The 11,978-nt window shown below is 42.3% G+C and carries 10 protein-coding genes; all 10 read left to right on the top strand.

The window, feature by feature from the left end; all coding sequences use genetic code 11:
* Nucleotides 1–16: 16 nt before the first annotated feature.
* Nucleotides 17–817, top strand: a complete 801-nt coding sequence (amrB, locus tag WC955_07605) for an AmmeMemoRadiSam system protein B (protein MFA5858917.1) — start codon at nucleotides 17–19, stop codon at nucleotides 815–817.
* A gap of 7 nt (nucleotides 818–824) precedes the next feature.
* On the top strand, nucleotides 825–2,564 hold the full coding sequence (polX, locus tag WC955_07600) for a DNA polymerase/3'-5' exonuclease PolX (GenBank protein MFA5858916.1): 1,740 nt from the start codon (nucleotides 825–827) through the stop codon (nucleotides 2,562–2,564).
* Nucleotides 2,565–2,702: 138 nt separating this feature from the next.
* A complete protein-coding gene (locus WC955_07595; GenBank protein MFA5858915.1) occupies nucleotides 2,703–3,770 on the top strand; it encodes a nitronate monooxygenase family protein in 1,068 nt (355 codons plus the stop codon).
* 146 nt (nucleotides 3,771–3,916) lie between these two features.
* Nucleotides 3,917–4,285 carry a sulfite exporter TauE/SafE family protein gene (locus WC955_07590; protein MFA5858914.1) on the top strand — a complete coding sequence of 123 codons (369 nt, stop codon included), beginning with the start codon at nucleotides 3,917–3,919 and terminating at the stop codon, nucleotides 4,283–4,285.
* Nucleotides 4,286–4,335: 50 nt separating this feature from the next.
* Nucleotides 4,336–5,625 (top strand): pitrilysin family protein, encoded by a 1,290-nt coding sequence (locus tag WC955_07585; protein MFA5858913.1) that lies wholly within the window; start codon nucleotides 4,336–4,338, stop codon nucleotides 5,623–5,625.
* Between the two features lie 54 nt (nucleotides 5,626–5,679).
* Complete coding sequence (locus tag WC955_07580; GenBank protein ID MFA5858912.1) at nucleotides 5,680–6,999, top strand: pitrilysin family protein; 1,320 nt, start codon at nucleotides 5,680–5,682, stop codon at nucleotides 6,997–6,999.
* Nucleotides 7,000–7,003: 4 nt separating this feature from the next.
* On the top strand, nucleotides 7,004–8,683 hold the full coding sequence (locus WC955_07575) for a peptide-binding protein (GenBank protein MFA5858911.1): 1,680 nt from the start codon (nucleotides 7,004–7,006) through the stop codon (nucleotides 8,681–8,683).
* Between the two features lie 84 nt (nucleotides 8,684–8,767).
* On the top strand, nucleotides 8,768–10,093 hold the full coding sequence (locus WC955_07570) for an ATP-binding protein (GenBank protein ID MFA5858910.1): 1,326 nt from the start codon (nucleotides 8,768–8,770) through the stop codon (nucleotides 10,091–10,093).
* Nucleotides 10,094–10,130: 37 nt separating this feature from the next.
* A complete protein-coding gene (locus WC955_07565) occupies nucleotides 10,131–10,637 on the top strand; it encodes an NYN domain-containing protein (GenBank protein ID MFA5858909.1) in 507 nt (168 codons plus the stop codon).
* 5 nt (nucleotides 10,638–10,642) lie between these two features.
* Nucleotides 10,643–11,978 (top strand): hypothetical protein (locus tag WC955_07560; GenBank protein ID MFA5858908.1); only part of this gene is annotated, 1,336 nt, incomplete at its 3' end.

Here is an 11,978-nt window from a genome sequence, read left to right as displayed (position 1 = left end):
CACGGAGGGTATTGTAATGGCAGGATTTATAAGGAAAGCAATGTATGCCGGAAGTTGGTATCCTTCAGTAAAAGGTGCGGTTAAGAATTATATTATTCCCGACGCAAAAAAGAGGGAAGTGATAGGATGTATTATTCCTCATGCGGGATGGATGTTTTCCGGGAAAATTATGGGTGAAGTTTTCAGCGGGATTGAACCGCCTGAAACGTTCGTTATTCTATCACCCAACCATACCGGGCTAGGGGAAAGCGTAAGTATTTTGCCGGAAGGCGGATGGGATACACCGTCGGGTATTGTGCAAACAGATGAAGTGTTTGCGGATAAATTACTTGCTTGCGCAGGAGTATTGAAAGCTGATAAACTAGCGCATTTACAGGAGCATTCTATAGAAGTCCTGTTGCCTTTTATCAAATATATGTTTACGGAGTCAAAAATAGTGCCAATTTCGTTTTATGATTATAGTTTTGATGTATGCGACGATATTGGCAACGCAATTGCTGATGTTATAGCAGCAACTTCCAAAAAAGTTGTGGTGATTGCTTCTACTGACATGAGCCATCATGTAACTCAAAAGGTTGCCGAGGAAAAGGATAAACTCGCAATTGAGCAAATAACAAAAATGAATCCAAAAAAAATGCTTGAAGTTATTGAGGATAATGAAATATCAATGTGTGGCAGCGGGCCCGTTGCAGCTATGCTGATTACTGCAAAGAAGATGGGAGCGAAGAACGTGGAAATCGTGAAACACGCTACCAGCGGGGATGTAACCCATGATTATGACGTCGTAGTAGGGTATCTCGGTGCTGTGGTGTATTAGGTCTTAAATGAAAAACAGTGAAGTTACTGAAGTTTTGAACGAAATATCTGCTCTCCTGCAGTTATTGAATGAGAATAAGTTTAAAATCAAGGCGTATGCAGTAGCAGCACAAAAAGTTACTGACCTACCGGAAGATATCGCGGAGGTTGCTAAAGGCGGAGAGAAGGAGTTGCTAAAACTCGATGGTATCGGTAAAGGAATTGCTGACAAAATAATGGAATACCTTAATACCGGACGGGTAGGGTATATCGATGAGCTCACCAATAAAGTTCCTGCAGGGTTACTGGAAATCCTGAAGATTCCTGGGATGGGTCCAAAACGCACGAAATTGGTTTATGATAAACTCGGAATCCAGTCAGTTGATGAGTTGTATAATGCGTTGAAGAATAAAAAATTTGATGGTTTTCCCGGGTTCAAAGAGAAGATGGTGAGTAATATTTTGCAGGGGATTGAGTTGCGGAAGGATGCGGGGAAACGGTTATTATTATCTGATGCGTTAGAATTAGCTGAGCAGGTAGTAAAAGTATTGAGTAATATTGATGCTGTCCTTAAGGTGGAATACGCAGGGTCATTACGCAGGCGCAAGGAAACTATTGGGGATATTGATATTTTGTGTTCGGTAGAACAAGGAAGAAGTAAGGATGTGGTTGATGTGTTCACTGCGTTACCGGTAGTAAAAAGTGTTATCGCAACCGGGGATACAAAGGTTAGTGTTTTAACGTCCAATAATGTTCAGATGGATTTAAGGATGGTGGGATTGGACAGTTTTGGTGCGGCATTACAATACTTCACCGGGTCAAAGGAACATAATGTTGTACTTCGTGAATACGCAGTGAAGAACGGGTTTACTTTGAACGAATACGGGTTGTTCAAAGCAGGGAATAAGAGTGTTAAACTCGCAGCTAAGAATGAGGATGATGTTTATAAAGCGTTAGGTATGGATTATATTTCGCCGGTACTTCGGGAAAACAGGAGTGAAATTATTTCGGCATTGACTCATAAACTGCCAGTTTTAGTGGAACCCGGTGATATAAAAGGTGATTTTCATGTGCATTCCGTGTATAGTGACGGAAAAAATAGTGTGATGGATATTGCGCTGGAAGCTGTTAAGTTGGGGTATAAATGGGTGGTTATAACAGATCATTCTAAGTCTTTACGTATAGCAAATGGGTTGTTGGTAAAGGATATAGAAAGGAAACTTAAGGAGATAGATAAAACCAATGAGAAAATTGGTGATAAAATCCGTGTTTTTTCCGGTACTGAAGTAGATATTCTTTCTGATGGTACACTTGATTATCCTGATGACGTCTTAAAACAGTTCGAGTTTGTTATTGCTGCGATACATACAGGGTTCCAGCAAAGTGAGGAACAGATTACCACAAGGATATTGGGTGCTATGGGTAATAAATACGTTAATTCAATCTCGCATCCCACAGGCAGGTTGCTCGGGCAGCGTTTAGCGTATAATGTCGATATGGAAAAACTTATGGTATCCGCAAAAAGTACGGGGACTTGGCTTGAACTAAATGCTAATCCCTATAGGCTGGATATTAACGATATTTTTTGTATGCGCGCAAAGGAGTTAGGGGTGAGGGTTACAATAGGATCCGATGCCCATAGCTTGGAACAATTGGAATATTTAGGATTAGGTTTATCAACTGCGCAACGCGGATGGTTAGAGGTGAATGATGTGGTTAATACCATGACTGCTGCGGAATTGAAGGATAGTTTTAAAAGTAAGAAATAATAATAGTTAGTATTTTAGTAATAGATTGTGCTTGAAAAAAAACTGGAGATATGGTATATATTTTACTTTTAGTAGTACAATCTGTAGCGCGGTATTATGTGTTAATGGTAGAATTATATATAAAGTAAAGGTGAAAAAATGGAAAAACTACCGGAACTTAAGATTGGTGATCTCGTTATATCGCCTCCGATAATTCAAGGCGGTATGGGTGTACGTGTATCATTGGCTTCACTCGCGGGTGCGGTTGCGAGGGAAGGGTGTGTGGGTACTATCTCTGCGGCGCTGATTGGCGGATGGACCAGTCATAATAGTATGAAGGGTTTCCAGGAAGCGGACATCCGGGCATTACGCTATGAAATCCGTCGTGCGCGTGAAATCAGTGAGGGTAAAGGCGCATTGGCGGTGAATATCATGGTGGCTTTGACTAACTACGAAGTTTTAGTACAGGAATCGGTGAGGTCAAAGATAGATTTAATCCTTGCTGGTGCGGGATTACCGACTAATCTCCCAAAGTATGTTAAAGACACAAAAACTAAGGCTGTGCCTATAGTATCATCTGGGAAAGCTGCGCATGTTCTCTGTAAAATGTGGAAGGTGAAACATGATTATTTACCTGATGCACTTATCGTTGAAGGGCCGTTAGCGGGAGGGCATCTGGGATTTAAGTTTGAACAACTTGAACCCGGGATGTTGCCTAATATTGATGATATTGTGGTTGATGTCGTAAAAGTGGCAAAGGAGTGGGGTGAGAAGTACGGAAAAAATATTCCGGTCATCGCAGCAGGCGGGATTTATACTCATGAAGATATTGTGCGGGTATTGAAACTTGGCGCAAGCGGAGTGCAAATGGCAACACGGTTTGTATGTACCAACGAATGCGATGCGTCACCGGTATTCAAACAAAAGTATCTTGAGTGTAAACCTGAAGATATTGTTATCATAAAAAGCCCGGTTGGTATGCCTGGCCGCGCGATTAATAATAGTTTCCTTGAGAGATCAGAGCGTGGTGAGATTAAGTTTAGGTGTCAGTACCAATGTTTACGTACATGTGTTCCGGGTAAGTCGCCGTACTGTATCGCAGAAGCGCTGGTTAATGCTGTCACCGGTGAGGTTGATAAAGGCTTCGTTTTTGTTGGAGCAAATGCTCATCGCTGTGACAAAATAGTATCAGTAAAAGAGTTAATCAACGAACTTGCGAATGGGTAAGGTAAGTTAATAGTATAAAAACAGGGTATTCCCCTGGTTCCTATATAAACATAACACATCTATTCTAGCGCTGCGTTTTATATAATCAATGCTTAACAGGTATATTTATTGATATCATGTTTAAAATAAATAGATAGGAGTTAGTTATGCCACAAATCGTTCTGTTTCCGCTTATCGGCCTTTTTGCGGGATTAATGCAAGGATTTTTTGGTGTTGGCGGAGCTGTACTTATCATCCCCGGGTTGGTGTACCTCGGGAAGTTTACGCAAATGCAGGCACAGGGGACAAGCCTCGCGACGTTTCTTTTGCCGATAGGGATATTTTTTGCGGTACTCAATTATCATCGCACGGGGAATGTTAATATTAAAGCTGCGTTATTGATGACCTTAGGGATGGTAGCCGGTGCATACTTCGGATCGTTGGTGGTGAGACATGTGCCGGATGTTATATTAAAACGTTTATTTGGCATATTATTGGCAATCATAGCGGTGAATATGATAATCTCCGCAAAATAATGAATAATAATTGGAGAATAGTTTTAGTTTTTAGTATAGGAGCGTTAATAATGACAAGTATTACAAAACGCAGTGCCGCTGGTACTGCAGAACAGTTTTTACCGACGGATAAGTTTGTATTGCCTAACAAAGTTAAAGTTATGGTGAAGGAAGATCATTCATTACCTCTGGTATCAGTCTATGCATGGGTACGTACTGGCGCGGTTAATGAGAACGATAAGATTAATGGGATCTCACATTTTCTTGAACATATGTTATTTAAGGGAACGAAGAACCGTTCAACCGGTGAGATATCTTATACTGTTGAATCACTTGGTGGCAGGATGAATGCCGCAACATCTAATGAATTTACTGTGTATTATGTCGACATTCCATCGGAACACGTGGCAGTGGCGGTAGATTTACTGGCGGATATGACAAATAACGCGTCATTCCCGCCGGAAGAACTTGACCGTGAACGGTTGGTTATACTTGAAGAAATTAAACGCAGGGATGATGACAGCGATAATGCGTTGATTGATGAACTGATAAATAATTTGTATACACAAAGTTTGTACCGTTACAGAGTTATCGGTAGTAGTGAAACCGTCAGTGCGATTACCCGGGATGAACTTGTTAATTATTATAAATCAAGGTATGCAGGGGATAATGTTACGCTTGTAGTTGTAGGTGATGTTAACCCAAAAAAAGTGTATGAACTTGCAAAAGGTACATTTGGGAAATTACCCGGGAAAAAAGTTAAGGACGTGACGTTGAACCTAATCGAACCGGTGAAGGAAAGGTTTGTTGTTTCCAAACATAAACCTGTGCAGACTGCTATCCAGGCAGTGGCAATGCTTGGGCCGGATATTGAGTCAGATGACCAGTACGCAATGGAATTACTCGCAATGATACTCGGCCACGGGCGTGCGTCAAGGTTCAATAAGGTTTTGCGTGAAGATAAACAGTTGGTGTACGGTATCGGCAGCGGGTTTTGGTCACAAAAAGGGTCCGGGATGTTTATAGTGAACATGCGCGGGGATGATAAGAATATGACGCTTGCTTATGATGAAGTGTGTAACCAGTTGAATATTGTAAAGGAAAAGGGTGTGACACCAGAAGAACTGCAACGCGTGAAGAAGATGTCTACCAATAACTGGCTGTTCTCAAATGAAACCTATTCCGGGCAGGCCAATACTATAGGGTATGCTGTTGTAGTTAAGGATTTGAGTTTAGTAAAGGAAGCGCTAATAAAAATCGGGAAAGTAACGTTAGACGATGTTAAACGCGTAGCGAATAAGTATTTTGTTCAACAAAAGCCGAGTTATGTGGTATATCTCCCGGAAACGAGTGGTAAGTAATTAACTCTTATGCAGGATTATTGTAGTTATAAAGTATTTAGAAGGTGGATATTTATGGTAATTATGAGTACAGCATTTACGGCAATAGGGATACCCGCAGCGGAGCAATCATATGCTGCTGCAGGACAAAAAAAGAGTGTTATAAACGAAAAGGTTTACCCTAACGGTTTAAAACTTGTGCATAAATTAAATACAGCAAATACTATTGTCTCAATAAGCGCGTTCTTGAAGAATGGAAATTATTATGAACCACAGGATATGAAAGGGATCACGCATTTTGTTCAGGCGATTATCTCCAGAGGGACAAAAACTAAAACTTCGGAACAAATCGGTGAGTTATTCTCGGGGTCCGGCGCGATATTCGGTGCTGATACCGCGATGGATTATGCGGAAGTGTATATGGTTATCACAAAACCGGAACTCAAAGATATGTGGCAGTTGTTTTATGAGATAATCTCGGAACCCGTATTCCCGGATGCTGAGATCGAGAAAGAGCGTAAGGCTGGAATCGCAGCGATTAAGTCAAGGGAAGAGGAGATTTTTAATGTTGCGTTTGATAATCTTCAAAATTTAATGTATCCCGGGCATCCGTACTCATACCCTTCCATCGGAGAGATTGGGGTTATGGAAAAGATTAAGCGCGATGATTTGGTTAACTACCACAAAAATATGTATGTTCCTAATAATATGTTGTTGGTAGTAGTTGGAAATGTTTCCTGGGAGGAAACACAGAAGTTGGTAGATCAAACTTATGCGAAGATGATGAAAAACGAGGGGCTTTCATTCCCAAAAGTTGTTCCGGTGAATATGATTGAAAATAGCAGTGAGAATGTATATACCAAAAAGTTTAAACAAGGATACGTTATGCGCGGATACCTTGCACCAAATGCGATGGATGAAGATTATATTGTATTCAAGGTTATTAACGGTATACTCGGTGGTGCGATGAGTGCACGGTTATTTACAGAACTCCGTGATAAATTAAGCCTTGGGTATGAAGTTAATTGTTTCTTCCCAACGAAGAAGGATACCAGCCAGTTTGTGGTATACCTGGGGCTTGATGATAAACGCGTAGATACAGCAAAAGAGGCGGTTGAAAAGGAAATTGAAAAACTGCGTAGTGTTCCCGTAAGTGAAAAAGAGTTAAAGGAAACCAAACAGCATATCCGGGGGAGTTATCTTATGTCGCATTCAACGAATAAAAGCCAGGCATGGCTTTTGGGATGGTGGGAGATGGCGGGGAGAGGGTATGCGTATGATGATAAGTATTTAAGTGCGCTTGAGAAGGTTACATCAGAAGATATTATGCGGGTATCAAAAAAGTATTTTACAAATTATATTACAACAGTAGTGCGGAGCGGGTTAGAAAAGTAAGTAAATGAAGCATTGCAGACTGATATTACTCATACCCCTTATCCTGTGTTCCTGCGGGAAAAGTGTTGATAACGATAAAATAGTTAGTAATGATACATTACAAAAAAGTGTGCCCGCATACGGGGATACTTATATCGAATCTACCATCGGTGATGCGAGCTACCTCAACCCATTACTCGCAACGGATTCTGCTTCCGCAGGGGTTAATAACCTGGTCTACAACGGGCTTGTGAAGTATGATAAAGATATTAAACTCGTGGGTGACCTCGCAGAATCGTGGGACGTTACTTCCAACGGGTTGGTTATCACGTTCTACTTGCGCAAAAACGTATATTGGCATGACGGTGTGAAGTTTACCGCAAAAGATGTGGTGTATACTTACAACCGGTTGATAGATCCTAAAGTACGGACGCCATACGGTGCGGATTTCGCGTTAGTAAAGTCTGTGACTGCGGTTAATGATAATACTGTCCGCGTAGTGTACAAAGAACCTTTTGCCCCTGCTCTTGAGTCCTGGGGGATGGGTATCGTTGCGCAACACGTGTTTAGCAACGCTGTGGGTGAGGAGTTTAATAATCATCCGTCTAACCGCAAGCCTGTTGGCACAGGGCCGTATGTTTTCAAGGATTGGAAGACAGATGAAAAGATTGTGCTTACCTACAACCCAAACTATTTTGAAGACCGTAAGCCCGGACAAACGGGGCGCGTGTATCCTTACTTCAATAAATACGTTTTCCGCGTAATCCCAGACCAGTCCGTTGAGTTTCTTGAACTACGTAATGAATCAATTGATTCTATGGGGTTAACCCCTGACCAGTACAACGCGTATCCTGAGTATTTCAAAAAATATAATAAGTTCCGGTATCCGTCGTTTAGTTATACGTATATGGGATATAACCTTGAGAATCCGTTATTCAAGGATAAACGTGTCCGTCACGCGTTGGCGTATGGTTTAGATAAAAAACAGGTTATCCAGGGTGTACTGCTCGGGCTGGGTAAGCCCGCAACCGGGCCGTTCCCGCCAAGTATGTGGGCGTATGATCCTGAAGTCAAGGATTATGAGTATAACCCGGAGAAAGCGAAAAGTTTACTTGCAGAGGTTGGGTGGAAGGATGTTAATAACGACGGGATACTCGAGAATGCTGAGCTATACGCAAAAACAGGTAAACTTCAACCATTTGAGTTTACTATTATGACCAACCAGGGGAATAAGTTGCGTTCTACCACGACCGAGATTGTACAGTTATGCCTCCAGAAGCTCGGGATAAAGGTTAATATCCGGATTGTTGAGTGGAGTACGTTTATACATCAGTATGTTGACAAAAAAAAGTTTGATGTTGTTATACTCGGGTGGAACCTTAGCCGTGACCCTGACCAGTACTCTATATGGCATAGTTCACAGCGGAAAGAAGGGCAGTATAATTTTGTTGGGTACGCGAATCCTGAAGTTGACCGCTTACTTGAGAAAGGGCGCAGGGAGTTTGACGTTGCGAAACGCGAGAAAATGTATCGCAGGATACACGCGATTATCAATGATGACCAGCCGTACTGTTTCCTGTACTACCCAGACTCTTTACCAGTAGTGCATAAACGTATACAAAACGTGGAGCTCGCGCCCGCAGGGATCGGGTGGAACTTTGTCCGGTGGTATGTCCCGAAATCGCAGCAGAAGTATCAACAGTAAAACTTGACAAAACAATCATTTTGACGTATACTATACAGTGTAATAGACGAAAATCGTTAATTTCGTATAATAGGAGTGCGTGAAGTGGATAAAAATGAGATATTAGCCATATTGAAAGATTGGAATGATTGGGATGGCCAACAAGATATTGGCACTATCAGAAATGCCTATCTTAACAGATTAGAAGCCCTTGTTACGGGGTCTAAGCAGATACTTACTATAACTGGCCCAAGGCGCGCGGGAAAATCGTATCTTATGCGTCGGATGGCAAGACGGCTTTCTGATAAAGGAGTAAATAGAAAGAATATTCTTTTTGTTAATTTTGAAGACCCACGGTTCACGTCACTTGACACAAAACTGCTTGCTCAAATCTATGATGTTTATAAAGGTTTTATAGCTGCCGCGGATACGCCGTATATTTTTCTTGATGAAATCCAGGAAGTGGAGGGATGGGAAAAATGGGTGCGTACGATGCATGAGTTGAAGAAAGCGAGGATTTTTGTTTCCGGTTCAAATGCGCATTTGTTGAGCAGGGAATTAGGGACGCTGCTTACAGGACGGCATCTGGACATTACTGTTTTACCGTTATCGTTTGCAGAGTTCTTACTGTTTAACAAAGTGGAAATACACAACTCTTTTGATAGCGTTGGCAGAGAAGCAGAGATAGACGGGCTTCTGCATAAATATATTGAGGCGGGTTCGTTTCCGGAAGTAGCGTTATCGGTGAAGAAGACAGAGATTTTGCAAAGTTATTTTGATGATATTCTGACCAAAGACCTTCTTAAAAGGTTCCGTGTCAGAAAAATGCCGGTGATGAAAGCGTTGATAAAGTATTATTTGAGTAACGCGGGTAACCTCATAACTTTTGCGTCCGCTGCAAAGTTTTTGCAAGTGCATACAAGCACGGTTGAACGGTTCTCCGGGTATTTTGAAGATGTGTATCTTACATTCTTGCTTAAACGGTTCTCTTTCAAAGTAAAAGAACAGGAGAATAGCCCGCGTAAAATTTATGCGGTTGATACAGGATTATGTAATTCACTCGGGTTCAGGTTTTCTGAGAATATAGGAAGGCTTGCGGAGAACGTCGTGTTCTTGGCGTTGAAACGTAAACAAATACTTGATCCTCAAATAGAACTTTTTTACTGGAAAGATGTGCTTCACCGCGAGGTAGATTTTGTTATTAAAGACGGGTTGAAAGTAACGAGGTTGATTCAAGTATGCTGGAATATACAGGATGAGAAGACAAAGACGCGGGAATTGCGCAGCCTCCAAAAAGCTATGAAAGAACTCAATGTTGCAGATGCGGTTATCATCACGGACACGACGGAAGGCGAAGAAAAGTTGAACGGGTATACGGTGAAGATAGTGCCTTTGTGGAAATGGCTTTTGGCAGCTGAAGGTGTTATATAATGATTACAGGTACGTGCATAACGGAGGAAGTGTTAACATGAGCCTGCACTACATTCTCGATGGCAATAATATTCTTCATTTACTCGGGGTTGGTTCACGTGAGGAGTTAATAGAGTACATGATTTCCCGTAAACCACAAGGGAGTGATAATAACACGGTAACTATCGTGTTTGACGGCGCGCCTAGGTATGAACATAATAAACACGGATTTGCTAATGTCCACGTATTATACAGTTTTGAAACTAAAGCGGATGATATAATAATCAAAAAACTTAAAGAAATCGTTGCTGCCCGCAAATGGCAGGAGGTTATTGTTATAACCAACGATAACGGGTTAGGCCGACAGGTGAAACTCCACGGGGGTACATGGTCAGATATCGCGTCGTTTATTACAAAAAAACAGAAGCCTGTTGATAAACAGGTTACCGCCAAGAATAAAGCACAAATAAAAGCTGGGGATAAAACAACGCTTGTTGACCTCGATGAAGAAGAAAGTTTGTTCTCCGCGTTCCTAAAAAAGAATTCTGATAAAATTAGGTTGTGAAAACAATGGAGTATAAGACGATGTTGATATTATCCACAAAGAACAGTGTCGCGCCAGTGTTGTATCCTGCTGGGGAAGACACGGTTTTGATGCGTGCAGCGAGACTGTGGGATACGTTTTTCAGGGAGCGCGGTCAAGAGGTGGTGAAATCCAAAGACGGCAAAAAACCGGAGTTTCCTGTCAAAGGAGCGGTGATAGCGTTTGAGACGGAAACTAATTGCCCGTTGGCAAAGGAAATCGGGCTGGATCTCTCCAAGCTGGAAGATGCGAGGGATGAAGCTCATGTGATAACGGCCCGTTTGTGGAAAGGCTCTCCACTGGTGCTTATCGTAGGTAAGACGGTTGAGGGAACGGATGCCGGGGCGGCTTATTTGCTAAGCAAGGTAGTCTGCGAGATTGATGACAATAGAAACATTTGGACTGTAAGCTGTCCGCTCATAAATATTTTCCGTCAACCGTTCTTCCGCGGGCGTGAAGCGACGTTGTGTCCCACCGGGCGTGTCCAGGGACCGGAGTCAAAGGTTAATTACGAGAACTGGGAGAAAACGCGTTTAGAACAATATCCGGTATACTTAAAGAACTGCGGGTTCAACTCGGTACAGTTGATGGAACTAATCATCTATAACGCGTCCAGCGGTTCATGGCTTGGCGGTTATCGCGGTGGTGCACAGGGTAAGACAATTGAGGAAATCCAGCAAGTTTTATACACGCTTTCCGACGCTGCACACGCAGCAGGACTGTCGGTGAGTCAATATATTTGGGGATCACCGGCAGATGGATACAAGTGGGCTGATCCCAATACTCGCCCTTTGCGGGAAGAGTTTTATCGCGAGTTAGCTCGGCGTTATGGCACAAAAATTGACCACATTATTACTCACTGGGTGGATGAAGGGCATGAGCGCGGTTTCCATACACCGTTAGAAGCAACGTCCTTTATATATCGCGAGTACCAAAAGTATAATCCTAAGGTAAAAGTTACCTGTGACACATGGTTCAACCCAGGTTTGTATGATGGCATTGAAGACGAGAAGTATGCACCTAAGGAAGTGGCAATTGCAATTGAGCGTTGGTATAATGACGCACGGGCAGAACAAATTGCCAAAACTGAACGGAAGATAGGTATTTGGGGCTGGTACCTCAGCGATTTTGAGATGACCTACGGGTCGCATTTGTATGCCAAGACTTTGGATAAATATTTTGCAGAGTTACCGGAACTGGCTAACGAGTTGGTGGACTGGATTTCGCTTGAACAATGTTTCCACGCGTTGCCTTCACAGATAAACCTGTATATTGTGGGACGTAAAATGTGGGAACCAAAAGCGCCGTTGGCAGAGATAATGC

This window comes from Elusimicrobiota bacterium (genome assembly GCA_041658405.1).
Taxonomy (GTDB): domain Bacteria; phylum Elusimicrobiota; class UBA5214; order JBBAAG01; family JBBAAG01; genus JBBAAG01.
Note: the sequence above shows the minus strand (reverse complement) of the source record. Positions and strands in the feature narration are given on the sequence as shown.

Coding starts and splice junctions, on each gene's coding strand:
- WC955_07575 (MFA5858911.1), top strand. CDS start 7,004: ATGAAGCATTGCAGACTGATATTACTCATACCCCTTATCCTGTGTTCC.
- WC955_07595 (MFA5858915.1), top strand. CDS start 2,703: ATGGAAAAACTACCGGAACTTAAGATTGGTGATCTCGTTATATCGCCT.
- WC955_07580 (MFA5858912.1), top strand. CDS start 5,680: ATGGTAATTATGAGTACAGCATTTACGGCAATAGGGATACCCGCAGCG.
- WC955_07565 (MFA5858909.1), top strand. CDS start 10,131: ATGAGCCTGCACTACATTCTCGATGGCAATAATATTCTTCATTTACTC.
- WC955_07585 (MFA5858913.1), top strand. CDS start 4,336: ATGACAAGTATTACAAAACGCAGTGCCGCTGGTACTGCAGAACAGTTT.
- polX (MFA5858916.1), top strand. CDS start 825: ATGAAAAACAGTGAAGTTACTGAAGTTTTGAACGAAATATCTGCTCTC.
- amrB (MFA5858917.1), top strand. CDS start 17: ATGGCAGGATTTATAAGGAAAGCAATGTATGCCGGAAGTTGGTATCCT.
- WC955_07590 (MFA5858914.1), top strand. CDS start 3,917: ATGCCACAAATCGTTCTGTTTCCGCTTATCGGCCTTTTTGCGGGATTA.